This window comes from Arthrobacter sp. H-02-3 (assembly GCF_003097355.1).
GTDB classification, from domain to species: Bacteria; Actinomycetota; Actinomycetes; order Actinomycetales; family Micrococcaceae; genus Arthrobacter; species Arthrobacter humicola.
In genome coordinates, this window is sequence record NZ_PYUI01000001.1 from 411,348 (window position 1) to 435,835 (window position 24,488).

Genomic DNA, 24,488 nt, shown 5'->3' on the forward strand with positions numbered 1-24,488 from the left:
CGGTTAGCGGGCCTTCCATTCCTCCTCGAGGAGGGCGTACACGACTTCCGTGGCCCACTGTCCTTTGTAGTGCCACTTGTCCACCTGGGTGGATTCCAGGCGCATGCCGAGCCGTTCGCAGAGCGCCGCCGAGGCAGTGTTCAGGGCATCGAGCTTGGCGTCTATCCGGTGAAAGCCGAACTCCTCGAAGCCCAGCTTGAGCAGCGCCCGGGCGGCCTCGCTCGCGATGCCCCGTCCCCGGGCCTCCGGCGCCAGGCTCCAGCCGATCTCGGCCTGGCCCGGCCCCTCCAGCCACTTCAGGACCACCTCACCGAGCAGCCCGGGCGAATCCTGGGCCTCTATGGCCAGGGCAACCCAGTCGCCCTCCTTCTCGAACTCGAAGTTGGCGTACTTGCCCACGGTCTCCATCGACTGGGTATAGCTCTTGGCCTCGCGGGGCAGGAACCGGGCGGTCTCGGGCAGGCAGTGGTACGCGTGGAAGGCGTCGAGGTCGGCGGCTTCGAAGCGCCGCAGCACCAGCCGTTCGGTGCGGAGTGGCAGCGGAGGGAGGGGCGTGGGTTCCTTCATGTCCCCAACGCTACCCTCCGCCCAAGTGACTCGCAGTTGAGGCCGTTTTGGGGGCTCAAAACGACCCCTGCTGCGAGCTACTTGGGGCGGCTACGGAGCAACGGACGCCTGGGCGACGACGGCGGCCGTCGCCTCGGCGATCGCGCGCTCCTCGTCGGTCGGCACGACGAGAACGGGCACGGCCGACGTCGGGGTGGAAATGACGCGGGGTTCTTTGGACCGCTCCCGGTTCAGCCCGGCGTCGAGCTCCACGCCCAAGGCACCGAGCCGCTGTGCCACAAGGGTCCGGAACTGGTGCGAGTTCTCGCCGATCCCCGCCGTGAACACGAGGGCCTTCGCGCCGCCGACAGCCACGTGGTACCCGCCGATGTACTTCGCGAGCCGGTAGGACGCGACCTCAAGGGCCATGGCGGCCTTGGCGTCGCCGGCCTCCGCGGCCTCCACGACCGAGCGCATGTCGTTGTTTCCGGCAAGGCCCTTGAGCCCGGACTGCCGGTTCAGCATCGAATCCAGGTCCTCGGGGGACCAGCCGGCCCGGCCCAGGAAGACGAGGATGGACGGATCGAGGTCACCGGAGCGGGTGCCCATGACGAGTCCCTCGAGGGGCGTGAAGCCCATGGACGTGTCGATGGACTGGCCGCCGCGGATGGCCGTGACCGAGGCGCCGTTCCCCAGGTGGGCGATGACGGCGTCGAACTCTTCGACCGGAACGTCCAGCAGCGCCGCCGCCCGGTGCGCAACGTACTCGTGCGAGGTGCCGTGGAACCCGTAGCGGCGGATCCCGTGGTTCGTGTAGAGCTCGTCCGGCACCGCGTAGCGCCAGGCGTGCTCCGGCAGGGTGCGGTGGAAGGCGGTGTCGAACACGGCGACCTGCGGCAGCTGCGGCCACTTCTTCGAGATGGCGCGGATGCCCAGGACGTTCGCCGGGTTGTGCAGCGGCGCGAGCGGGTTCAGCCGTTCGATGGCCCGGGTGATCTCGTTGTTGACCAGCACCGGCTCGGCGAAGCGTTCGCCGCCGTGCACCACGCGGTGGCCCACGGCGTCCAGGGCCCGGTCCCCCAGGGCTGCGTGGATGGCCGCGTCCACTTGTTCCAGGGCTTCGGCGTGGTCGCGCGGGCCCTCGATCTGGCCGTCCCCCTCACCGCCGGTGCCCATCCCGATCTTCTCGACCAGGCCTTCGGTGAGCACGCTGCCAGCCTCGACGTCACGTACCTGGTACTTGAGCGACGATGAGCCGGAGTTGATGACGAGCACGAGCACGGGGCCTCCTAAGCCTTGGCTTCGACGGGAAGTTTGGTTGCTGGCTGGATCTCCGCGGACTGCGCCTGGACGGCGGTGATGGCCACTGTGTTCACGATGTCCTCCACTGTGCAACCGCGGGAGAGGTCGTTCACCGGCTTACGGAGCCCCTGCAGGACGGGCCCGACGGCGACAGCACCCGAGGACTGTTGCACCGCCTTGTAGGTGTTGTTGCCGGTGTTGAGGTCCGGGAAGATGAACACGGTGGCCTGCCCGGCGACGGTTGAGCCGGGCATCTTGGACTGCGCGATCGCGGCATCCACGGCGGCGTCGTACTGGATGGGGCCCTCGACGGCGAGATCCGGGCGGCGCGCCTTCACCGCTTCGGTGGCCTGCCGGACTTTGTCCACCGCCTCGCCGCTGCCGGATCCGCCCGTGGAGTAGGACAACATGGCCACGCGGGGCTCCACGCCGAACTGGGCGGCGGTCTCGGCCGAGGCCAGCGCGATGTCCGCCAGCTGCTCCGCGTTCGGGTCCGGATTGACCGCGCAGTCCCCGTAGACCAGCACGCGGTCCGGCATCAGCATCAGGAACACGGAGGAGACGATCTTCACGCCGTCGCGGGTCTTGACGAACTCCAGTGCGGGACGGATGGTGTGGGCGGTGGTGTGCGCGGCGCCGGACACCATGCCGTCCACCACGCCCAGCTGCACCATCATGGTGCCGAAATAGCTGCCGTCCAGCATGACTTCCAGCGCCCGGGCGAGGTCCACGCCCTTGTGTGCCCGCAGCTCCGCGTACTTCTCCGCAAACTGCTGGCGCAGCTCCGACGTCGCGGGGTCCACGATGCTCATGCCGGAGAGGTCGATGCCCTGGGTGGACGCGAGCTCCCGGACCGCCGACTCGTTGCCCAGGATCGTGAGGTCGCAGACGTCGCGCCGGTGCAGAATCTCGGCCGCACGCAGGATCCGCGCGTCGTTCCCCTCCGGCAGGACGATGTGCCGGCGCTGCAGCCTGGCCCGCTCAATGAGATCGTGCAGGAACCGCAGCGGCGTCATGCGTTCCGGCCGGGGCAGGTGCAGCCGCTCCAGCAGCTCGGCCTCGTCCACCCGCCTGGCCCAGAGGCCCAGGGCGGAGGCCACCTTGCGGCGGTGTCCGGACCAGATCTCGCTGCGCACCTCGGAGACCCGCTTGGCGGTCACGTAGGTGTCGTCAGGGGCAGCGAAGATCGGGAACGGGGCCTGCGCCAGCAGCGAGTAGATGGTGGGATCGGGTGCCAGCCCGCCGGTCAGGATCAGCGCGGACGGGACGGGGAACTCGGGCGAGAACGACGACGCCAGGCAGGCGACCAGCACGTCGGCCCGGTCGCCGGGAACGATCACCAGGGCGCCGTCGTCGAGCACGTGCAGGAAGTTGGCGACGTTCATGGCCGCTACTTTGACCGAATGCACGTCACGTTCCAGGTCCGGCAGCCCGGCGACCTGTCCCAGACCCAGGGCGGAGGCGACCTCGCCGGTGGTCGGCCTGGCGATCGACTCCAGCTCCGGCAGGACGTACACGGGCCGGCCCGAGGCGCCCGGGCGGACGGCCGCGGCAATGCCGTCCAGGTCCTCCGGGTCGGCCCGGTTCACCATGATCGCCAGGAGCGTGCAGCGTTCGGCGAGGAGTTCCTTGCGGGCAACCTCGACGGCGTCGGCCGCTTCCGCGACAGTCCGCCCCTTCGCGCCCACCACAGCCACGATGGAGGCGCCCAGATTGTTCGCGAGGCGTGCGTTGAGGTCGAATTCGACGGCGGCGTCCTGGCCGGTGAGGTCCGTTCCCTCCACGATCACCACGTCGCAGTGGCGTGACATTTCGGCGAAGATCTCCACGCACCGGGCGTCGATCTCCGCCCGGTTTCCCTCGGCCAGCAGCCCGCGGACCTCGGTAAACGTCAGGCCGCCGCGGCAGCGCTGGTCGTCAAGGTCGAACCGGGCCTTCATCAGGGCCACCATAGGGTCCGCCGCGGCGTCGTTGCCGTGAACCACAGGCTTGAAAAAGCCGATGCGGTCAGCATGGCGGTGCAGCGTGTCCGCCAGCCCCAGCGCTATGAGCGACTTCCCGGATCCCGGTGTGGTCGCGCTGACGTATATCCCCTTGGCCATGATCCGCCCTTAGGTCGTGTCGTGGTGGTGCTCCGTCCCTCCATACTTTCACCAGTTGCCGCAGTTTCTCCATGCGGCGCCCGGAGCCCACGGAGCAGGTCCCGAAATATGCCCGATGTTCGGGCGGATGGGCCGCCAGCTCTTGACAGCGGGCACCCAAATGGGATTACCTAATGAACATTCGGTAAATAAAGCTGGAGGCAACGACGCATGGCTGAACTGACGATTTCCGGTGACACCCACCCCATCCTCAAAGACGACTACGCATCGGAGTGGATGGGCATCGAAGTTGTGGCACTGGACGACGGACATGCCACGATCCGCATGACGCTCCGGCAGGAAATGCTCAATGGATTCGGCATGGCCCATGGCGGGATGATCTTCGCCTTCGGCGACACAGCTTTCGCGCTGGCCTGCAACCCGGCCAACCCGAAACCGGGCGAAGCCAGGATCGACTCGGGCACAATCACCGTGGCTTCCGGCGTAGACATCAACTTCCTCAAGCCGGCTTTCCGCGGCCAGGTCCTGACCGCCGTCGCCAACCGCCGCGCCAGCACAGGGCGCAGTGGCCTCTACGACATCCAGATCTACGCCGCCGATCCAGGCGAGGGCACTCCGACGGCGGCACCCGCCGGCCCGGCTCCCGCCGCCACGGTTCCGGGCGAACTCCCCACCGACATCGCCCCGGGCGAACTCGTCGCTGAGTTCCGCGGCCGCAGCCGCACCATCTCCAAGAAATAGAAACAGGGAACCACAGATGACCCAAGAAACTGCCGCCGCCACTACCGATGCTGTCCTGGACCGCGAGGAAACCATTTCCCGCGACGAACTCGAGGCGCTCCAGCTCAGCCGCCTGCAGCACACCGTGGCCTACGCCTACGACCGCGTTCCCCTGTACAAGCGCAAGTTCGACGCCGCCGGCGTCCACCCGACCGACCTGCGCGAGCTCTCCGACCTCGGCAAGTTCCCCTTCACCACCAAGGAAGACCTCCGCCTCGAGTACCCGTTCGGCATGTTCGCCGTGCCGCAGCACGAGGTCGCCCGGATCCACGCCAGCTCCGGAACCACGGGCCGCGCCACCGTGGTGGGCTACACGAAGAAGGATCTCGCCGACTGGGCCAAGCTCGTGGCACGCTCGCTGCGCGCCTCCGGCGTCCGGCCGGGCATGAAGGTGCACAACGCCTACGGCTACGGCCTGTTCACCGGCGGCATGGGCGCCCACGCCGGCGCCGAGGCCCTCGGCTGCACCGTCATCCCGATCTCCGGCGGCCAGACCGAACGCCAGATCACACTCATCCAGGACTTCAAGCCCGACGCTATCCTGGCCACCCCCACCTACCTGCTGACCATCGCGGACGCCATGATCAAGCAGGGCATCGACCCGGCCTCCACTTCGCTGAAGTACGCCGTGCTGGGTGCCGAGCCGTGGACCGAGGAAATGCGGCACGAGCTCGAGGTGACAATGAACCTCAAGGCATGCGACATCTACGGCCTCTCCGAGGTCATGGGCCCGGGCGTGGCCGGCGAAGCCGTGGAAACGCAAGACGGCAGCCACATCTGGGAGGACCACTTCCGTCCCGAGATCATCGACGCCTTCGACCCCTCCGCGGTGCTGGGCGACGGCGAACCCGGCGAGCTGGTCTTCACCTCGCTCACCAAGGAAGCCCTGCCGATCATCCGGTACCGCACCAAGGACCTCACCCGGCTTCTGCCGGGCACCGCGCGGCCGGCACACCGCCGCATGGGCCGCATCACCGGCCGCAGCGATGACATGATCATCCTGCGCGGCGTGAATCTGTTCCCGTCGCAGATCGAGGAAATCGCCCTGCGCATCCCCGAGCTCAGCCCGCACTTCCAGCTGGAGCTCACCCGCCCCGAGGGCCATCGGATGGACCAGATGACCGTCAAGATTGAACGCCGCGACACCGTCACGATCGAGAGCGGCGCGGCCGCCGCCAAGGTTCTGCAGCAGCAGATCAAGATTCACGTCGGCTCCTCCTGCACCGTCGACGTCGTCGACCCCGGCTCGCTGGAGCGGTCCAACGGCAAGCTGCGCCGGATCTACGACATGCGCCCCAAGGGCTGACCCTGGCCCGCCGGTCCAGCCACCAGGTCAGCCCGGCCCGCCCGTCCTTCAGGGCGGGGCTGGCCGGGCTGACCGACCGTTCATGAGAAACTAGCGAGTATGCCCAGTACAGTAACCACCAAGCGCGGCCGCCCCGGCTATGACCAGCAGTCGGTTCTGGTGATCGCCGTCGACGTCTTCAACCGCCACGGCTACGACGCCACCTCCATGGGCATCCTCGCCGAAAACCTGGGCATCTCGAAGTCCGCGATCTATCACCACGTGCCGTCCAAGGGCGATCTGCTCAAGCTCGCGCTGGATCACGCCCTCGGCGGCCTCGAAGCCATCCTGGACCGGCCCGAGGCGCAGACCGGCTCGGCCGAGGCCCGGCTGGAATTCGTGGTCCGCCAGACCATCTCGGTCCTGGTGGAACGGCTGCCGTTCGTCACGCTGCTGCTGCGCCTGCGCGGCAACACCGAGATTGAGCGGAATGCGCTGGAACGCCGTCGCACCTTCGACCACAAAGTGGCGGCCCTCATATCCGCCGCCCGCGACGAAGGCTCGCTGCGCCAGGACATCGATCCCCGCACCGTCACCCGCCTGCTGTTCGGCACCATCAACTCGATCGTCGAGTGGTACAAGCCCGGCGGCTCGCTGTCCCCGGAGAAGCTGGCCGACGACGTCATCACCATGGCCTTCCACGGCCTCCACGTCCCCAGCCAGGCCTGACGCTCCCGGGCGCGATCCGTCCCTCCGCCCTGGTTCGGGCGCGGAATCCCATCCCCCCACAAGGCCGGGAAACCCGTTGACGGCAGCAAAAAAGAACAGAAGAGCACCCCGGATGGCCGGGGTGCTGTTCCGTGGTTCTTTTCGGCAATGCTCTACTGCAGGCTGGACGCCGGGAGCCGCAGCCTAGAGCTGATAATCAGCTACCGTGGTGATGTTCTCGTGCACGCAGAGAATATTGTGTTCCGAGTCCATGAACCAGGCGCACTTCTCGGAGTCCGTTGTGCAAATGTGGTTCTCGGTCTTGAGATCCGGGAGATCGTAGTCCTGGAACGTTACGCCCTTGGCTTCCATCTCCCTGACGGTGCGTTCGATCTCGCTGACTTCGAAACTCAGGGTGGTGTGCTCTGAATGCATCCCATCCTTGACTGGCATCAGCTGCAGCATGGGGCCGCCTTCTGAGCCGAACATTTCGCTTCCGTCCTCAGCCACGCCGCGGTGCGGGAGTCCCAAGGTGTCCGCGTAGAAATGCCGGGCACGCTCTGCATCATCGACTGGCAGGACTGTTGTGGCTTTACTGAGTACTAGGGACATTTCGCCACCTCCTACGAGCACGATTTTACGCCGGAGCCCGGTGGAAAGAGCCCGCCAATTGCCCCCTCCACCACTGTTGCCCTATCACTTATGGCTGCTATTCCGGGGTTTAGGCAGCCACAAGTGATAGGGCAACGGGAAGGGGTTACTTTTCGACGAGGGTCAGGACGTCGTAGGTGGCCACGATTTCGTCGTTCTGGTTAGTCAGGACGGCGTCCCAGGCCACCTCGCCATATTCGTCGGTCTCGCGCGGGGTGATCTTCTTGGCAGTCAGGGTGACCCGGATAGAGTCCCCGGCCGCCACGGGCGTGATGAAGCGCAGGTTCTCCAGCCCGTAGTTGGCCAGAACCGGGCCCGGCGCGGGCTCTACGAACAGGCCGGCGCCCCATGCCAGGAGCAGGTAGCCGTGCGCCACGATGCCCGGGAAGAACGGGTTGGCCGCCGCGGCTTCCGGGTTGGTGTGGGCATAGAAGGTGTCGCCCGTGGAGTTCGCGAACTTCGTGATCTCCTCGAGGGACACTTCGCGCAGCCCCGAGCGGATGGCGTCGCCGATGTGCAGCGTGGCGAGGGACTTCCGGAACGGGTGCTGACCCTCGGTCTCGAGCGTGAAGTTGCGGTCCGCGCCCGTGTGCCAGACGCCCGTGACCGCGGTGAGCATGTTGGGCGAGCCTTGGATCGCGGTGCGCTGCATGTGATGCATCACGGAGCGGATGCCGCCGAGCTCTTCGCCGCCACCGGCGCGACCCGGTCCGCCGTGGACCAGGTGCGGGACCGGGGAGCCGTGGCCGGTGGAGCTCCGGGCGTCCTCGCGGTTGAGCATGAGCACACGGCCGTGGTGGGCCGCGATCCCGGTGACCAGCTGCTGCGCCACGGCGGGATCGTTGGTGCAGACCGAGGCGACGAGCGAGCCGCCGCCGCGGGCGGCGAGCCGGACGGCGTCGGCCAGATCCGTGTAACCGATCACCGAGGACACCGGGCCGAAGGCCTCGAGCGAGTGGACTTCCTCGGCTTCCGGGTCGGCCCAGCTCAGCAGGACCGGGGACATGAAGGCGCCGCCGTCGACGACGCCGATGCTCCCGTCCGCGCTGGTGACCTTCGGCGAATCGAGCGTGCCGTAGGCAAGCTCGCCGCCGGCGTCGAGCATGGACTGGACGGCCGCGCGCACATCGGCGAGCTGCTCCCGGGAGGCCAGGGCGCCCATCGTGACGCCGTCCGCGCGGGGGTCACCGAGCACAACGCGTTCGCGGATGCGCTCCCCGACTGCGGCGATGACGTCCTGAACCTGCTCCTGCGGAACGATCGCGCGGCGGATCGAGGTGCATTTCTGGCCTGCTTTGGCCGTCATCTCAGTGACGAGGGATTTGATGAAGGCGTCGAATTCCGGCGTGCCCTTGACGGCGTCCGGGCCCAGGATCGCGGCGTTGAGGGAGTCGGTTTCGGAAGTGAAGCGGACGCCGCCCTTGACCACGTTGGGGTGGGACTTCAGCGTGTTGGCGGTCGAGGCCGAGCCCGTGAACGCCACGAGGTCGCGGTAGTCCAGGTGGTCCAGCAGGGTGCGGACGGAGCCGGAAATAAGCTGCAGCGAGCCCTTGGGGAGGATGCCGGATTCATCGATTGCCTTGACGACGGCCGCGGCCACGTACCCGGTGGGGGTGGCGGGCTTGACAATGGTCGGCACCCCGGCAATGAAGGCCGGGGCGAGCTTCTCCAGCATGCCCCAGACCGGGAAGTTGAAGGCGTTGATCTGCACGGCGACGCCCGGGATGCGGGTGTAGATGTGTTCTCCGGCGAAGGAGCCGTCCTTGGACAGCACCTCCATGGGGCCGTCTACCACCACCTGGGAGTTGGGGAGCTCGCGGCGGCCCTTGGAACCGAACGTGAAGAGCACGCCGATGCCGCCGTCGATGTCGATCATGGAGTCGATCTTGGTGGCGCCGGTCTGCGCCGAAAGGGCGTAGAACTCCTCGCGCCGGCCGTTGAGGTACTGCGCCAGTTCCTTGAGCTTGAGGGCGCGCTGGTGGAAGGTCAGCTTGCCGAGTTCCGCCTGCCCGGTGGTGCGGCCGTAGTCCACGACGGCGGCGAGGTCGAGTCCTTCGGTGCTCACCTTGGCCAGGAGTTCGCCGGTGCTGGCGTCCAGGACCGGCGCGGCGCCGGCGGCGGAGACTGCGTCGGGAGTCCACCAGGAACCCCGGATGAAGCTGGGAACGATCTCTACGGTGTCTACTGTGGGTACGACTGTGGTGGTCATCGTTGACGGGTCCTTCCAACGCGGGGCAAGATCAACACGGCCAGCATTACTGACCGTCCGTTCGGTAATATGTCTACAGTACATGAATGAGGCTTGCCGCACACTAGCTACGGCAGCACAGACCGGCCAGGCCAATGGCCGGCCGGCAACGAAGGAGACGCTATGACGCCCGAGACCGGCAGCACCGAGTTGTGGAAGATCACCCTCGGGGAACTCGACGAGAAGATGGGCGTGAAGATCGTCGAGGAGTCCGTGGACCGCGTGGTGGCGACCATGCCGGTGGAGGGCAACCGGCAGTCGTTCGGGCTCCTGCACGGCGGCGCCTCGCTGGCCGTGGGCGAGGCCGTGGGATCCTGGGCCGCCGTGATCCACGCCAGCACGCTGGGCAAGACGGCCGTGGGCGTCGACGTCTCGGCCACGCACCACAAGTCGGCCCGGGAGGGGACCATCACGATCACGGCAACCCCCATCCACCTCGGCGGCACCCTGACCACCCACGAGGTCCTGATCACCAACGAGGCCGGCCAGCGGCTCTGCACGCTGCGGATCACCAACCTGTTGCTGGACCGCAAGTCCTGACGGCCGAGTTCGCGGCCCGGGGTTCCGTCCCGCACCCCCGAGGTCGCCCCAGACTTGCGGGCTCGCCGTAGCCGTACGGCGAGCCCGCAGCTTTCCGGCGAACTGGGTCCTGGGCCAAGGCCCGCCTACACCGCTCTCCCCGCGTGATGTAGGGCCGATCGACCCGGAAGGCCCGACGACGGGACTGTTAGCTTGGAAGTGCTGAGTCGCCCGGCAACGCTGGGTGCAACCGGTCACACCGGAAGGGACCCATCATGCTCTCAGACACCTCGCTTCCCGTCATCAAGGCAACGCTTCCCGTAGTCGGCGAGCACATCGAGGAGATCGCCAAGCGCTTCTACAAACATATGTTCGAGGCGCGGCCGGACCTCCTGGACGGCCTCTTCAACCGGGGGAACCAGGCGGACGGCCGCCAGCAGCAGGCGCTCGCCGGATCTATCGCGGCCTTCGCCGGCATGCTCGTGGACAAACCGGATCAGGTCCCGGACCATCTGCTCTCCCGGGTGGCCCACAAACACGTCTCGCTGGGACTAAGCCCGGACCAATACCAGGTTGTCCACGACCACCTCATGTGGGCGATCGTGGATGTCCTCGGGGACGCTGTGACCCCCGAGGTCGCCGCCGCCTGGGACGAGGTCTACTGGCTGATGGGGAACCTGCTCATCAACAAGGAACGCGGACTGTACAACGCCGTGCATCTCTCCCCCGAGACCATATGGCGGACGTGGCGGGTGGTGCGGCGGATCCAGGAGACGGAGGACGTTGTCTCCTTCGTCGTCGAACGGACCGACGAGCGAGACGTCAAGCCGTCCCTGCCGGGGCAGTACGTGACCCTCAAGATGGCCATGCCCGACGGCGTGCAGCAGCCCCGGCAATACAGCCTCACCAAGGCCGACGACGGGCAGCACCGGCAGTTCGCGGTGAAGCGCGTCCATGGCCTCGCGACTCCCGACGGCGAGATGTCCACGCTGCTCCACAACGATGTCCAGGTGGGCGATGAGGTGGTGCTCTCGGCACCGTTCGGCGACGTGGTGCTGGAGTACACGGACCGTCCGCTGGTTATGGCCAGCGCGGGGATTGGGATCACCCCGATGGCCGGGATGCTGTCGCACCTGGTGAAGTCCGGCTCCCAGCGCCAGGTGATGCTCCTCCATGCCGATGACAGCGAGGCGTCCTTTCCGCTCCGGGCGCAGGTCCGGGAGGATCTCGCGACGCTGGCGGACGGGACCTTGAAGACGTGGTTCCTGACTCCCCCGGAGGCCGGAGAGTCGTCCGGATCCGTGTTCTCCGGGTTCATGGACGTCAGCGCGGTGGAGCTCCCCGACGACGCCGAGTACTACCTCTGCGGTCCCCTGCCGTTCCTGAAGTCGGTGCGCAGCGCCCTGATTGCCGGCGGCGTCCCTGCCAAGGACATTCAATACGAGGTTTTCGGCCCGGATCTCTGGCTGGCTGACTTCCAGTAGCCGCGGTAGCTAACGCACCGCCCGACGCCGGGCGAAGATCACGAAGGCCGCGCCCAGCAGCAGGGCACCGGCGCCGAGACCGGCGGCGTACAACAGCCCTCCGGCGCCCGTGCTGGCCAGCTGGTTTGCGTTGCCCGGGGGCGTGCCGCCCACCGTGACGGAGGCGTCCGACGGCGGGACGGTAGAGGGCGGGGCGGTGGACGGCGCAACGGGAACCTGCGCCGGAACTGTCGACTGCGCAGGAATTCCGGGCTGCCGGGGAGCGGGCTGCTGGACGGCCGGCTGCTGGGGAGCCGCCGGCGTCTCATCGGGGGTGCCCGCGGAAGCAGGCGCGGCGTCGATGGTGAACGCGACGGCGGCCGGAAGTGAAGCGACCCCGTCAATTGCCTGCGTGACCGTCAGCCTATGCGCCCCGGCGGCCAGGCCTGCAGGGAAGGGGACACTCCACCGGGCGCCGCCGGCCAGGTCCTGCGGAACCCGCGGCTGCAGCGCGGCCCTCGCCCCCGCACCGGCGGAACTTGCCTGTGCCGATCCGATGGCCGCACCGTCCATGGACACGCTGACCTCGGCGCCATCGACGGCGGTCCCGGAGATGCTCGCGGGCAGGGCATCCTGGCGGAGATGCTTGCCATCGCGGATGCCCGAGACCGCCGGGACTGGCGGGGTGACGGTGAAACTGCTGGTCGCGGAGGGGCTGTCCGTTTGGCCCGGAGCCGTCAGCACCGCGGTCACCGAGACTTTTCCGAAGACCGACTGATCGGCCACGTTGATGCTCCAGCGGCCGTCTGGGGCGACCAGTCCGGTCCCGGTGAAGTCACCGGAGAGCCGCACCGTGCGGCCGGGCTCCCCCGTTCCCTCAATCGTTTCGACGGCGGTAAGCCCAGGGCCGTCCGCATGGCCGTCCGTCCGGGCGTCTGCCGGAGCCGTGATGACCGGGGCCGCGAGGCCGGAGACCTTCACGGACAGGGAGACCGCCCCGGAGCGGCTGAAGCCGTTCACGGTTTCCGCGGAAAACGTGAAGGAACCGGCCCACTCGGGTGCGGGGAACTGCCAGTTTCCCGACGCGTCCACCGGCACTTCCAACGGCTGGCCCGGCTTCTGGCCCGGGTTTGAGCTTTGGACGGTGATGCGGACCTTGGAATTCGGCGCCACCACGGAAGCCGGGCCGGCATCCACGTGGCCCGTGATGGGCTCGCCGGCCGTGAGGGTTCCGTTGGCGGCCGCGGCGAGCGTCGGCTTGTTCAGGAACAGCTGCAGCTGGACTCCTCCGGGGATCCGGCCGGTGGCGTCCTCGAGCGTCGTCGCGATGGCGCGGGTCTGGACGCCGCCGTCGCTTTCCGCCCCGGTGTGCGTGCCCACCGCGAAGTTCCCGCTGATCCACGGGCCGCCCGAGTCGCCGGGGCGGGACTTGACCGTGGTGGAGTCAAAGCCGTTCAGCGCCCGGAGATCGTTGTCGTAGTCCGGCGGCAGGGAGTCCGGACCGGCGATGACCCACGTTCCCACGGAGTCCACGGTTCCGCACGACCAGCCGAGGCTCCGGCCGGATCGGCACACGGGCTGGCCCTGGAAGGGAGCCACGGTTCCCACGATCTTCACGGAGGTCGGCCCAGGATCGGCGGGGTTGTCCCACCGGGTGACGGCGGGCTGGAGGTCCAGGCCGCTTCTGATGCCTTGGAGGACGGCGATGTCCGTGCCCACATTGGTCCCGTCCGAGGCAACCTTGGTGTTGCCCGGACCGCCGAACTGGCTGAATCCGAAGGACCCCAGGGTTCCGGCGGCTGTGCCGGAACCGGCCCCGCCGGCCGCCGGCGCACCCGCCGGGTTTTCAATCTCGGCCTGCTTCGCGGCGCCGTCAGCGGCGCAGTGCCCGGCCGTCAGGACCAGGGGCTCGCCCGCGGGGCCGAAGGCTCCGAACCCGGCCGAGCACACGGTCCGGCCGTCAATGATGTAGCCCTCGCCGCCAAAGTAGTCCTCTTCCGTGGCGATCCGGGATCCTTGCTCCAGCGCTACGTTGGCGTAGCGGGCCACAAAGTCCGCCGCGGACATCTTCGGCTTGGTGTCCGGCGCCGTCGCTGGCGTTGTGTCCGGGCCGGTGAGCAGGCTGGCGCTGGAGGCCGGCCCGGTTTGCGCCGTCGTTGTGCCGCCGGTTCGGATGACGAAGTGGCCGTTGGTGTAGGTGACTGCCTGGAGCCCGGCGGCGCCGACGTCGCGGACATAGGCCTCGAACAGTTGCTGCGTGCTGGAGGCTAGGAGCTCGGCGGCCGAGGGGACCACGGCTGCGGATGCGGGGGCGGCCAGCACGAAATCGGCAGGGCCGGCCTGATTTAGCTGGTCCACGCCATTCAGCTGGTCCACGCGGTTGAGTTCTGCCACGCGCGCTTGGAGCTCGGGGCCGTCGCCTTCGACGACGATCGTGCCGGCGTGGAGGCTGATCCCCACATAGCCGGGGAGCGCACGGAGGGAGGGCGCAGCGTCGGCGGCCCGCCGGGCCAGGGCCCCGGCGGCGTTGAATTCCGAGAGGGTCATGCCAAGGTCCCGCTGCACGGCTTCGGCGAGACCGGTACCGCTGATGGGCGCCGTGGCAGGCGCCGGAGCAGAGTCAGCCGCAGAAGACGCAGCCGAAGAACCAGCCGAAGTCTTAGCCGGGGAAGACGCGGCAGGCGCCGCCGCCGTCGCCGTTGGGACCGACGAGGGAGAGGTTGAGGGTGACGGCTCAGCCGAGACCGGCGTCGGCGTGCCCGTACTGGCTTCGGCCACGGCCGGCATGGCGGACACGGTTCCGGCGGACACGGTGCCGGCGAGCGCGATCGCGAGGGCAGCGGCGGCACGCGCCATCAGCTGGAACTTCGGAGTCTTCACCCGGTTACTCTAACGTCCCAATTTGGACAGGATGGCCGTCAACTCCCGGTCCGTTATGCCATTGTGGCGTAAGAAATTTTCAGTCTTCACGTGGCGAACGAACCGCAGCAGGCTTTCGCCGCGGGATTCCAGCAGGGGCACCAGGGCGTCCTCGGGCAGGAAGCGCTCGTGCGGATGCGGGACGGCGGAGCGCCGGTGATGCTCGTTGATGCCCCGCATGGAGCGCTGGTAGGCACGCACAATGGCGTCGTCGCTGTGCCCGGCGAGGTCCTGGAGCATGGCGGCGATCATGCCGCTCCGGTCCCGCCCGGCGGAGCAATGGATGATCACCCCGCCCTCCGCGGCGGCCACCGCTTTGAAGACGCCGGCCAGCAGGTCCGGGAAGAGCCTGGCGTTGTCGGCATAGGAGGCGGGGTCGTTCAGGTACGGCACGCAGAGTTCACGGAATTCGCTGTTGGCCGGGTCTTCGGTGGGGGCCAGCACGACCTCGAAGGCCGCCAGGGCTGCCTCGTCCACCGGCGGGTCGGTCTCCCGGCGCCGGATTTCGGCCTCGTTGCGGAGGTCGACGATGGTCCGGATGCCGTGGTCGTACGCCTGCCGCCAGCCGGCCTCGGTCAGCCATTCGCGGCGTCCCATGCGGTAGACGTCCCCGGCCACGTGCCAGGCGTTGACCGCACCCTCCCAGCGCATCGCTCTGTGCACCGCCATCCCATTGGCATAGCCACCCGAGGCGGCAGGAATCGTCATCCTGAAAGCTAATCACACGCCCCGGCGCCGATCCACGACCCGGATTCACGAAAGATACCCACAACGGGACCATTGGCATGGTGCCGGGTTAAGACTGCGCCGTAGGGTGGCGGTGATCCCGGTAGCCGCCGGGCTCTTTTTCAGCCCGTCTGTCGCCGGGGCTGACACCCCATCGCGGCACGGCGCTGAACCAGCGTGCTACTGAGGGGAACACCATGGGAACTCTGAATCTTCGACGCCGGCGAACGGCTCTGGCTGCCGGTCTCGCCACCCTGGCAATGGCGGTCGGGGTGGCGGCGGTCCCGGCGCAAGCCGTTGACAAGACAACGTACATCGCGCTCGGAGACTCCTACGCCGCCGGACAGGGTGCGGGTCCATACCTGGATGCTTGCTACCGCAGCGACAACGCCTATTCGGAACTCGCGGCCGACTCAAAGGCCGTCAAGCTGGTCACGAATGCGGCCTGCAGCGGCAAAACGACCCAGGAAGTCGTGAACACCCAACTTCGCCAGCTGAACAAGAGCACGGAGCTCGTGACCATCACTGCCGGCGGCAACAACCTCGGATTTGGGGCCATCGTCACGAAGTGCGTCACCGCCATATACGATCCGACCGCGGCGCCGGGCTGTTACAAGGCCGGCAGTGACGCCACTGCCCAGATCGCCAGCGGACAACTCGCCGGCGACGTCGGCGCGATGATTCAGAGAGTGAAGGCCGCCGCGCCCCGCGCCAGGATTGTGGTGACCGGCTACCCCTACCTCTACGACCCGGTCGCCCCCGGCCGGTCCGATCCGACGTCGCTGTTCATCTACCAGGCCACTCAACTGGCTGACGGACTGAACGGCTCCATCGCCGCCGCCGCCCGGGCCACCGGTACGGAGTATGTCGATGTCAGTGCGGCATTCGCCGGTCACGGCATAAACTCCGCGGCCCCGTGGATCAACCTCGATCTGTCGGCCCCGACAAGTCCCGGCAACTTCCACCCCAACGCCAAGGGCTACCAGGCATACTTCGCGTCGCTGAGCGCGGCCGGAGCCTATTCGGCCCGCTAGCGCCGCTTGGCCAGCCGGGCCTCGAGGCCGTTGCGGACCATGGGCCACTCGTGCTCGAGGATGGAAAAGACCACCGTGTCCCGCAGGACGCCGTCGGCGGTGCGGGAGTGGCTGCGCAGGACGCCGTCCTGCTTGGCTCCCAGCCGGGCGATCGCCTCGCGGGACTGGTGGTTGAGCCAGTGTGTCCGGAATTCGACCGCCGGGCACCCGAGCGTTTCGAACGCGTGCCGCAGCATCAGGAGCTTGGAGTCCGGGTTGGTGCCGCTGCCTTGCGCGGAGGCGGCGTTCCAGGTGGATCCGATCTCGACGCGCGGCGTGACCGGGTCGATGTTCATGTAGGTGGTCATGCCGATGACCGCGCCGGGTGTACCGGTGGCCGGATCGATCAGCCGCGTGGCGAACGGCAGCATGGATCCCTGCTCCTGGAGCGCGAGACGGCGGTCAATCTCCGCTGCCATCCCCTCCGGCTCGGGGACGCCGGTGTACCAGAGCTTCCACAGTTCGCCGTCGCGCACCGCGTCCACGAGGCCGTCGTGGTGGTCCTGGCTCAGCGGTTCCAGCACGACATATTTTCCGGTGAGCGTTGTGGGATGGATGCGGTTCACGCGACCATCCTAGGTGCGGGAGACGGCTGTTTGCCGGATCTCGGGCGGCCCGGAGGCAGGTTCGGTCCCCATGCCGGGCCTTCTGGGTAGGCTGGGGCCCATGATCACAGTCACCGGTACGGTCCGCTCCGCCCTGGATGCCAGTAGCGCCTTCGCATACCTCGCCGCTTTCGAACACACGCCGGAATGGGATCCCGGGACGCCGGTGGTCAGGAAGCTCTCCGACGGCCCGGTGGCTGTGGGCCACCGCTATCACGCCGAAGCGGAGTTTCGCGGCAAGCGGCAGACGCTGATCTACGAGGTCGTGGAGCTGGCCGGGACCGTCATCAAACTGCGTGGTGAAAACAAGTCAGTCATCTCCGTGGACACCATCGACGTCACGCCTTCAGGCTCCGGATCCGAAGTCCGGTACACCGCAGAATTCCAGCTCAAAGGTTGGCTCAAGCTTGCCGAACCGTTCGTCAAGCCGGCCTTCCAGTCACTTGCGGCTCCGGCCATGGACGGCATGAAGAAGACCCTGGACGCGCGGGCAGCAAGGTAGTCCCCGCCCTGCGGTCACTCGGTCCAGTCGAAGAAGCCCTTGCCGGTCTTGCGGCCCAGTTCGCCGCGGGCCACCTTGTCGCGGAGGATCTGCGGCGGGGCGAAGCGCTCCCCCAGGGTGGACTGCAGGTATTCCGCGATGCCGAGGCGCACGTCGAGGCCGACGATGTCTGTGGTCCGCAAGGGTCCGGTGGGGTGCTTGTATCCCAGGACCATGGCGTTGTCGATGTCCTCGGCGGACGCCACGCCCTCTTCCACCATGCGCATCGCTTCGAGGGCGATCGCGACGCCAAGCCTCGAGGAGGCGAAGCCGGGGGCGTCGTTGACGACGACGGCGGTCTTGCCGAGAGCTTCCACCCAGCCGCGGGCGGCCTGGGCCAGGGCATGGGAGGTCTGTTCGCCGAGGACCACTTCGATCAGGGTCGACGCCGGAACCGGGTTGAAGAAGTGCAGGCCCAGGAAGTTCTGCGGCCGCTTCAGCTCGCGGGCCAGCCCGTTGACGGACAGTGATGACGTGTTGGAGGCGAGGTAGGCGTCGTCGTCGAGCCGTTCCTCGATGCCGCGCAGGGCGGTGACCTTCAGGTTCCAGTCTTCCGGCACCGCCTCGACCACCAGGTGCCGGCCGGCGAAGTCGTCATAGTCCACAGTGACGGCGAGGCGGGAGACCATCTCGTCCAGATTGCCGTCCACGGCGCCACGTTCGATGCTCTTGGCCGCGGCAGACTCGACCCGCTCGCGGGCGGCCTCGGCCGAAGCCTCGTCGCGCTCCACGATCAGGACATCGGCGCCCTTGATCAGGAAGGCGTGGGCGATGCCGGCGCCCATGCGGCCGCCGCCGAGGACTCCCACGGCTGCGGGAAGGTTGGCGGGGAGTACGGAGTTGCCCATGGCTAGTTCTTCTTCTCGGATTCGTTGGCTGCCGTCTTGGCGGCAGATTTCTTGTCGGATTTCTTGTCGGATTTTTTGTCCAGGAACGCCTGCATGCGGTCGAATTTTGCCTGCGATTCGAAGAGGATCCCCTGCGCCAGCTGGTCGATGAGGGGGTGCGCCTCGGCCGGGGCATGGAACACGGACTTGGTGATCCGCACGGCGAGCGGGTCCTGCGTGGCGATCCGGTCGGCGAGCTTGTGCGCCGCGGCCATGAGCTCGGATGGTTCATGGATTTCGGTGATGAGGTTGACGGCCAGGGCGCGTTCTGCGCGCAGCACGGCGCCGGCGAGCAGCATCTCCTTGGCCACAGGCTCCCCGACAAGCTCTTTGAGGCGCCAGCTGGCACCTGCCGCGGCGAGGATCCCGAGACCGGTTTCCGGGTTGCCGATCCGGACCGACGGGGTGCCGATTCGGAAGTCGGCGGCGTAGGCCAACTCGGCGCCGCCGCCGAGGCAGAAGCCGTCCAGGGCCGCGATGACGGGCATAGGCAGCTTGGCGATGCGGACGAAGATGGTGGAGTTGATGCCCTGCAGGGCGTCGTCCCGGCGGCGTTCGCGCAGCTGTGCGATGTCGGCGCCGGACGCGAAGACTCCGTCGGCGCCGGCGATGATGAGGATCTTGGGGTGCTGCTCGAGGTAGGCGCACACGGCGTGGAGTTCGTCGACCATCTGCTGGTCGATCGCGTTGCGGACCTCGGGGCGGTTGAGGACCACAACGACGCGGTCCTCACGCTGTTCGACCAGGAGCGTGCTGAAGCCGGCCGGGTCGAGCGTCTCGGCCGCCACTACACGCGCTCCAGCAGCATGGCCGTGCCCTGGCCGACGCCGATGCACATGGTGGCGAGGCCGATCCTGGCGTCTTCGCGTTCCATCCGGCCCAGCAGCGTGATGGCGATCCGCGACCCGGACGAACCCAGCGGGTGGCCGAGGGAGATCGCGCCGCCGTCGCGGTTGACGATTTCCGGGTCCAGGCCGAGCCGGCGCATGCTGGCCAGGGACTGGGTCGCGAATGCTTCGTTGAGTTCGACGGCGCCGAGGTCGCCGACGCTGAGCCCGCTGCGCTTGAGGACCTTCTGGGTGGCCGGGACGGGGCCGATGCCCATGATTTCGGGCTCACAGCCGGCCGAGGCGCCGTCGATGATGCGGGCGCGCGGCGTGAGGCCAAGCTTCTGGATGGCGGCTTCAGAGGCCACGATGATGGCGGAGGCGCCGTCGTTGAGGGTGGAGGAGTTGCCGGCGGTGACAATCGAGCCGCCCTTGACGACGGGCCGGAGGCCGGCGAGGACGTCCATGGTGGTGCCTGCCCGGGGGCCCTCATCGGTGTCCACGATCGTCTCGCCCTTGCGGGACGCGACGGTCACCGGAACGATCTCGTCGGCGAAGCGGCCTGCGGCGATCGCGGCGAGGGCGCGTTCGTGGGAACGGACGGCGAAGGCGTCGGCGTCCTCACGGGAGATGCCGTCAACCCGTCCCACTTCCTCGGCCGTCTCCGGCATGGAGTAGGTCATCTTCCCGTCCCGGGCGAGCTCGCCCTTGGCGAACCGCGGGTTGACGAAACGCCACCCAATGGAGGTATCGAAGATTTCGCCGGGTTTGGCGAAGGCCGTCCGGGGCTTTTCCTGGACCCACGGGGCCCGGCTCATGGATTCGACGCCGCCTGCGATCACGATGTCGGCGGCGCCGGATTTGATCATCTGGCTGGCCATGATGATGGCGCTGAGGCCGGAGGCACACAGCCGGTTCACGGTGATGCCGGGGATGTGCAGGGGAAGCCCGGCCAGGAGCGTGGCCATCCGGGCCACGTTGCGGTTCTCTTCGCCGGCGCCGTTGGCGTTGCCGAGGATCACCTCGTCAATGCTGTCCGGGTCGACGCCGGCGCGGACCACGGCTTCGCGGACCACCAGTGCGGCCAGGTCATCGGGGCGGACCGCGGAGAGGGCGCCGCCGTAGCGGCCAACCGGGGTGCGGGCACCGCCTACAAGAAAAGCCTCGACCATGAGAACATCCTTCACCAAGAAAGCGGGGCCGGCAGCAGACTAATTTACCGACCGTTCGTTCTATAAAGATTACACGGCAGGGCAAGCGGGTCAACCGGATGCCGCCGGATTACGCGACGACCACACCCAGATGCGTTGCGAGCAGCGGGGCCAGCAGGGTGAGCTGGTAGTCGTTGATCACGAGGCCGGCCAGGCTGCCCAGGCCGCTGATCGTGCGGAAGTCGGTGCCGCGGAGGTCGAAGTCCTTGAGCCGGGCTCCGGTGAAATCGAGGGTGCCGATCGTGCAGTTCTTCAAGGCGACCCGGGTGGCGGTGCAGGAGCCCAGATCCAACTCGTTGATGATGCAGTCGCTGATCTGCACGTCGGTGAGCTTGGATCCGCGCAGGTTCACGTAGTCGAGTTTGCCGCCGTCGATCCGCACCGACTGCCAGCCGCTTTCGTAGAGCTCCGCCGATCCCCAGCGGGGATTGCCGATCTCCACGTCGCGCAGGCTGGTCCGGGCGGCCGTCAGCACCGGGGCGTAGACCTCGGTGAGGATGCAGTCGCGGAAGGTGGCGCCGCGCAACTGGGTCTCATTGAACGACACCCCTGCGAACTCGCACTCGGCAAAGTCCGTGCCGCCAAGGTCCAGGCCGTCGGCCGACGCGCGGCTGTACCGGCCACCGTCGTACCGAATACCGCGCCGGAAGTCCGGGGCGGGCTCATCCCGCAACTCCCCCGGCCGAACCGGCGCGAGGCGGGGGGCGGTGACTTTGGGCGCCTTGGCCGCCCCGGTGTGCCGGACCATCAGAGCGACTCGGCTTTGGCTGCGATTTCCGCCAGGTCCTTCGCGAGCGCCTTGCGGGTGATGCGCATGCCGAGCGGACCGAACACGGTGAGCATGATCTTGCTGAAACGGGTGGGGCTGGCGAGCTCGGCACCGAATGTCAGCGTGAGGTCAGTGCCGCCGTCGCGCTCCGCCAGGGAGAAGCGCGAGGTGTAGTCCGCGCCGCCCTGGAGAGCCTTTACGGTGGTGCCGCCGCCCCGGCCGTTCGACGGCGCCTCGCACTGGGAGACCCACATCTCCACCGTTTCCGAGCGCCCCATCATGGTGCGGGTTTCCTTCCAGCGGGTCCCCACGGCATAGGGTCCATCGGTGAGCATCTGGATCGCGTCAACGCCGGACAGGGTTGCGGCAGATGCGGGAATGTCCGACACCACCGCCCAGACCGAGTCCGCCGGAGCCTTGATGTGCTGCGTGAGAGTGGTCTTGTGGTCCATGACTCCGAGCCTAGCCCGGGGAGCGCCCGCCGGGAAAAGCCCCCAGGGTTCGCGCCGCTCTGCCGCGGCCGGCGGCGACATCCACCGATCAGCTCGCGGCACCTTTTTGGACGGGGCCCCTTGAAGTAGTAAGCATGCTTTGTGTTATGGTGTTCGGACAGTGAATTTCTACCGGAAACGAAAGGTGGCCTGCACCATGGGTATCGGAGACAAGATTCAGAACGAAGCGGAGCACCTTGGCGGCAAGGCCAAGGAAGCCGCAGGAAACGCGACTGACAACGACCAGCTGCGGGCCGAGGGGCAGCGCGACCAGGTTGTAGCCGACGCGAAGAAGGTCGGCGAAAACGTCAAAGACGCTTTCAAAAAGGACTAGTCCTTTTCAAGAATTGCGGCGCCGGACTTTCCTTTGGGGGATGTCCGGCGCCGCTTTTTTGTGCCCTCCGGGCGAACATCCTGCAACAATGGCCCAAACAGCCACAGAGGGGACAGCATGGCACGCACCGAGGCAGACCACGGCAAGCCCGCAAGCCGGGATCTCAGCAACGTCGACCTGAGCCAGGCCAGCGCCGCGGCCGGCGGTTCGCGGGTGCTGCGAGGTTACCTGGCGACGCCGGAGGGCGAGGGGCCTTTCCCGGCGGTCCTGATGATCCACGAAGCGTTCGGCCTCAACGACATCACGGTCCGCCACGCTGACAGGTTGGCGGCGGCGGGATACCTGACGCTGGCCGTTGATCTGTTCAGCGACGGCGGCGCCCGCCGCTGCCTCGTGGCCACCATGCGGGCGCTGGCGGCGGGCGAGGGACGGGCCTTCACCGACCTGGCGACAGCCCGGGACTGGCTGCTGGAATCCGGCCGGACCACCGGCAAAATCGGCGTGATCGGGTTCTGCATGGGCGGCGGATTCGCCCTGCTCCTGGCCAATGACCGCTTCGACGCCGCGGCCGTCAACTACGGCCGGCTCCCCAAGAACCCCGAGAAGGCCCTGGCCGGCGCCTGCCCGGTGGTGGGCAACTTTGGCGGCAAGGACCGCAGCATTCCCGGCGGGGCGGCGAAGCTTGAGTCCGTCCTGGACCGGCTCGGAGTGGAAAACGATGTCAAGGAGTTCCCCTCCGCCGGGCACGCGTTCCTCAATGACGCGGAGGCCGGACCGAGGGCGCTGCGGCCGCTCTTCCGGGTCATGGGCGTCGGCCCCGATCCGCAGTCGGCTCCGGAAGCCTGGCAGCGGATCGAGGACCACTTCGCTGAGCATCTGAAGGCGTGAGCATTTGAAAGCCTGAGCGACCGCGTGTTCCGCATCGGCTGCTCCGAAACCGCCCTCATGGGGTTCCAGAAGGGCGGTTACGGAGCAATCGATGGGCACCAGCGGCGGCTCCTAGCTGTAGAGCTCGCTCTTGGGTGCGTTGTGCTTGACCTTCTGCCAGCCCATCCACAGCATGAGGGCGAAGAACGGAACGGTGGCGAGGGTCCACAGGCCGAGGTGGAAGACCTCGCCGGTCTTGCTGGTCATGGTATCGAAGCCGATCAGCACGGTGATCGCCAGGAGCGCGAGCAGTCCGGCCCAGCTGGTCCACGGCGAGCCCGGCATCGGGAGGCTGGAGACGCGGCCCTTCTGGTGGCGCAGCGCGATCTGGCTGGCGAAGATGGCGCCCCACGTGAAGATCACGCCGATCGAGGCGGTGTTCAGCGCGAGGTCGAAGGCGTGCGAGCCGCCCAGCCAGATGTTCAGCAGGATGCCCACCAGGTAGAAGGCGGCGATGGCGAGGATGGCCGCGTACGGCACGTGCCGCTTGGACATCCTGGTGAGCCACTGCGGGGCATGTCCGTTGTTGGCCATGGTGCGGAAGACTCGGCCGATCGAGTACAGGCCCGAGTTGCAGGAGGACAGAGCGGCGGTGATGACGATCATGTTCATGACGTCGCCCACCCAGCCAAGGCCCATCTGGCCGAAGACGGTGACGAACGGGGACACGCCGGCCTTGTACTGGTCCGACGGCAGCAGCATGGCCAGCAGCAGTACGGAACCGACGTAGAAGACCACAATGCGCAGTACGACGGCGCGGATCGCCTTGGGCACTTCGCGCTTGGCGTTTTCCATCTCGCCGGCGGTGATGCCGACGAGTTCGATGCCGTTGTACGCGAAGATCACGGCGTTCAGCACCAGGACCATGACAAGGGCGCCCTTGGGGAACATCCCGCCGTCGTCGGCAAAGAGGTTGGCCACCGAGGCGTGGCCCGCGCCCACCTTGGCGTTGGTGACCACCATGAAGGTGCCCACAGCCAGGAAGATCAGGATGGCGCCGACCTTGAGGCAGGACGCCCAGAATTCGAACTCGCCGAACGCCTTGACGCTGAACAGGTTCACGGCCACCAGCAGCGCGAGCGCCGCAATCGCGGAGGCTTCCACCGGCACGTTGGGGAAGAAGAACTGGAAGTACAGGCCGATCGCGATCAGTTCCGCGATCCCGGTCATGCCCCAGTTGATGAAGTACATCCAGCCGGAGATGAAGGCGCCCTTCTTGCCGAACATTTCGCCGGCGTAGCTGACGAAGGAGCCCGAGGTCTGCCGGTACATGATGAGCTCGCCGAGGGCCCGCATCAGCAGGTAGGCGATCACGCCGGCAATGGCGTAGGAGAAGATCAGCGCGGGGCCGGTGGAGGCCAGGCGTCCGCCGGCTCCCATGAACAGGCCGACGCCGATTGCGCCGCCCATCGAGATCATCGTCACGTGGCGGCCGCTCAGGGTCTTCTTGTAGCCCTCGGCGCTGAGAGTCGAGTCGACGACGGCGGGTTGCGCCGGCGCGCTCTGAAGTTCGGTGGAAGTACTTTGTGGCACAACAGTTCCTTGCAGGTCGGATTAGGGCCGGGACGGGACCG

24 protein-coding genes are annotated in these 24,488 nt (G+C 67.6%); 10 read left to right on the forward strand and 14 right to left on the reverse strand.

The window, feature by feature from the left end:
• Positions 1 to 3: 3 nt before the first annotated feature.
• From C9424_RS01955 to pta, 3 genes are all read right to left on the reverse strand, one after another.
• Positions 4 to 567, reverse strand: a complete 564-nt coding sequence (locus C9424_RS01955) for a GNAT family N-acetyltransferase (RefSeq protein ID WP_116765244.1) — start codon at positions 565 to 567, stop codon at positions 4 to 6.
• Between the two features lie 90 nt (positions 568 to 657).
• Positions 658 to 1,827: an acetate kinase gene (locus tag C9424_RS01960; RefSeq protein ID WP_116765245.1), complete on the reverse strand. Its 1,170-nt coding sequence runs from the start codon at positions 1,825 to 1,827 to the stop codon at positions 658 to 660.
• A gap of 8 nt (positions 1,828 to 1,835) precedes the next feature.
• Entirely contained in the window at positions 1,836 to 3,950 is a 2,115-nt protein-coding gene (gene pta / locus C9424_RS01965; RefSeq protein ID WP_116765246.1) for a phosphate acetyltransferase, read from the reverse strand.
• 210 nt (positions 3,951 to 4,160) lie between these two features.
• Here pta and C9424_RS01970 point away from each other — a divergent pair, with 210 nt between their 5' ends.
• The 3 genes from C9424_RS01970 (at position 4,161) to C9424_RS01980 (ending at position 6,744) form a co-directional block, all read left to right on the forward strand.
• Positions 4,161 to 4,691 (forward strand): hotdog fold thioesterase, encoded by a 531-nt coding sequence (locus C9424_RS01970; RefSeq protein WP_116765247.1) that lies wholly within the window; start codon positions 4,161 to 4,163, stop codon positions 4,689 to 4,691.
• 16 nt (positions 4,692 to 4,707) lie between these two features.
• On the forward strand, positions 4,708 to 6,036 hold the full coding sequence (paaK, locus tag C9424_RS01975; protein WP_116765248.1) for a phenylacetate--CoA ligase PaaK: 1,329 nt from the start codon (positions 4,708 to 4,710) through the stop codon (positions 6,034 to 6,036).
• Positions 6,037 to 6,135: 99 nt separating this feature from the next.
• Positions 6,136 to 6,744 carry a TetR/AcrR family transcriptional regulator gene (locus C9424_RS01980; protein WP_116765249.1) on the forward strand — a complete coding sequence of 203 codons (609 nt, stop codon included), beginning with the start codon at positions 6,136 to 6,138 and terminating at the stop codon, positions 6,742 to 6,744.
• Between the two features lie 183 nt (positions 6,745 to 6,927).
• Here the strand turns inward: C9424_RS01980 and C9424_RS01985 are convergent, their stop codons facing one another.
• Both C9424_RS01985 and paaZ read right to left on the reverse strand, forming a co-directional pair.
• A complete protein-coding gene (locus C9424_RS01985) occupies positions 6,928 to 7,335 on the reverse strand; it encodes a VOC family protein (RefSeq protein ID WP_116765250.1) in 408 nt (135 codons plus the stop codon).
• A gap of 145 nt (positions 7,336 to 7,480) precedes the next feature.
• Positions 7,481 to 9,583 carry a phenylacetic acid degradation bifunctional protein PaaZ gene (gene paaZ / locus C9424_RS01990; RefSeq protein WP_116765251.1) on the reverse strand — a complete coding sequence of 701 codons (2,103 nt, stop codon included), beginning with the start codon at positions 9,581 to 9,583 and terminating at the stop codon, positions 7,481 to 7,483.
• 162 nt (positions 9,584 to 9,745) lie between these two features.
• On the opposite strand from paaZ, the gene C9424_RS01995 reads away from it, so the two are divergent.
• Positions 9,746 to 10,162 carry a PaaI family thioesterase gene (locus C9424_RS01995; protein WP_091251117.1) on the forward strand — a complete coding sequence of 139 codons (417 nt, stop codon included), beginning with the start codon at positions 9,746 to 9,748 and terminating at the stop codon, positions 10,160 to 10,162.
• 254 nt (positions 10,163 to 10,416) lie between these two features.
• Positions 10,417 to 11,625, forward strand: a complete 1,209-nt coding sequence (locus C9424_RS02000; RefSeq protein ID WP_116765252.1) for a globin domain-containing protein — start codon at positions 10,417 to 10,419, stop codon at positions 11,623 to 11,625.
• A gap of 9 nt (positions 11,626 to 11,634) precedes the next feature.
• Here C9424_RS02000 and C9424_RS02005 read toward each other — a convergent pair whose 3' ends face one another.
• Positions 11,635 to 14,151 (reverse strand): S1 family peptidase, encoded by a 2,517-nt coding sequence (locus tag C9424_RS02005; RefSeq protein WP_116765253.1) that lies wholly within the window; start codon positions 14,149 to 14,151, stop codon positions 11,635 to 11,637.
• Between the two features lie 43 nt (positions 14,152 to 14,194).
• Between C9424_RS02005 and C9424_RS02010 the strand changes: the two genes are divergently transcribed.
• Positions 14,195 to 14,497, forward strand: a complete 303-nt coding sequence (locus C9424_RS02010) for a hypothetical protein (RefSeq protein ID WP_116765254.1) — start codon at positions 14,195 to 14,197, stop codon at positions 14,495 to 14,497.
• On the opposite strand, the gene C9424_RS02015 is transcribed toward C9424_RS02010, so the two are convergent.
• A complete protein-coding gene (locus tag C9424_RS02015; RefSeq protein WP_116765255.1) occupies positions 14,494 to 15,174 on the reverse strand; it encodes a tyrosine-protein phosphatase in 681 nt (226 codons plus the stop codon). The genes C9424_RS02010 and C9424_RS02015 overlap by 4 nt on opposite strands.
• A gap of 272 nt (positions 15,175 to 15,446) precedes the next feature.
• Between C9424_RS02015 and C9424_RS02020 the strand changes: the two genes are divergently transcribed.
• Entirely contained in the window at positions 15,447 to 16,283 is an 837-nt protein-coding gene (locus tag C9424_RS02020) for an SGNH/GDSL hydrolase family protein (RefSeq protein WP_116765256.1), read from the forward strand.
• Here C9424_RS02020 and C9424_RS02025 read toward each other — a convergent pair.
• Positions 16,280 to 16,888, reverse strand: a complete 609-nt coding sequence (locus tag C9424_RS02025) for a GNAT family N-acetyltransferase (protein ID WP_116765257.1) — start codon at positions 16,886 to 16,888, stop codon at positions 16,280 to 16,282. The genes C9424_RS02020 and C9424_RS02025 overlap by 4 nt on opposite strands.
• A gap of 100 nt (positions 16,889 to 16,988) precedes the next feature.
• On the opposite strand from C9424_RS02025, the gene C9424_RS02030 reads away from it, so the two are divergent.
• A complete protein-coding gene (locus C9424_RS02030; protein ID WP_116765258.1) occupies positions 16,989 to 17,429 on the forward strand; it encodes an SRPBCC family protein in 441 nt (146 codons plus the stop codon).
• Positions 17,430 to 17,443: 14 nt separating this feature from the next.
• On the opposite strand, the gene C9424_RS02035 is transcribed toward C9424_RS02030, so the two are convergent.
• The 5 genes from C9424_RS02035 to C9424_RS02055 form a co-directional block, all read right to left on the reverse strand.
• Positions 17,444 to 18,316 (reverse strand): 3-hydroxyacyl-CoA dehydrogenase family protein, encoded by an 873-nt coding sequence (locus C9424_RS02035; RefSeq protein WP_116765259.1) that lies wholly within the window; start codon positions 18,314 to 18,316, stop codon positions 17,444 to 17,446.
• Positions 18,317 to 18,318: 2 nt separating this feature from the next.
• Positions 18,319 to 19,143 (reverse strand): enoyl-CoA hydratase/isomerase family protein, encoded by an 825-nt coding sequence (locus C9424_RS02040; RefSeq protein ID WP_116765260.1) that lies wholly within the window; start codon positions 19,141 to 19,143, stop codon positions 18,319 to 18,321.
• On the reverse strand, positions 19,143 to 20,354 hold the full coding sequence (locus C9424_RS02045) for a thiolase family protein (RefSeq protein ID WP_116765261.1): 1,212 nt from the start codon (positions 20,352 to 20,354) through the stop codon (positions 19,143 to 19,145). Before C9424_RS02045 ends, C9424_RS02040 begins: the two co-directional genes overlap by 1 nt.
• A 109-nt stretch (positions 20,355 to 20,463) precedes the next feature.
• Positions 20,464 to 21,141 (reverse strand): pentapeptide repeat-containing protein, encoded by a 678-nt coding sequence (locus C9424_RS02050; protein WP_116765262.1) that lies wholly within the window; start codon positions 21,139 to 21,141, stop codon positions 20,464 to 20,466.
• Complete coding sequence (locus C9424_RS02055; RefSeq protein ID WP_116765263.1) at positions 21,141 to 21,614, reverse strand: SRPBCC family protein; 474 nt, start codon at positions 21,612 to 21,614, stop codon at positions 21,141 to 21,143. Before C9424_RS02055 ends, C9424_RS02050 begins: the two co-directional genes overlap by 1 nt.
• A gap of 196 nt (positions 21,615 to 21,810) precedes the next feature.
• Between C9424_RS02055 and C9424_RS02060 the strand changes: the two genes are divergently transcribed.
• Complete coding sequence (locus tag C9424_RS02060) at positions 21,811 to 21,987, forward strand: CsbD family protein (protein ID WP_116765351.1); 177 nt, start codon at positions 21,811 to 21,813, stop codon at positions 21,985 to 21,987.
• A 117-nt stretch (positions 21,988 to 22,104) separates the two neighbouring features.
• A complete protein-coding gene (locus C9424_RS02065) occupies positions 22,105 to 22,875 on the forward strand; it encodes a dienelactone hydrolase family protein (RefSeq protein WP_116765264.1) in 771 nt (256 codons plus the stop codon).
• Positions 22,876 to 22,986: 111 nt separating this feature from the next.
• Here the strand turns inward: C9424_RS02065 and C9424_RS02070 are convergent, their stop codons facing one another.
• Complete coding sequence (locus C9424_RS02070; RefSeq protein ID WP_116765265.1) at positions 22,987 to 24,447, reverse strand: amino acid permease; 1,461 nt, start codon at positions 24,445 to 24,447, stop codon at positions 22,987 to 22,989.
• Positions 24,448 to 24,488 lie beyond the last annotated feature (41 nt).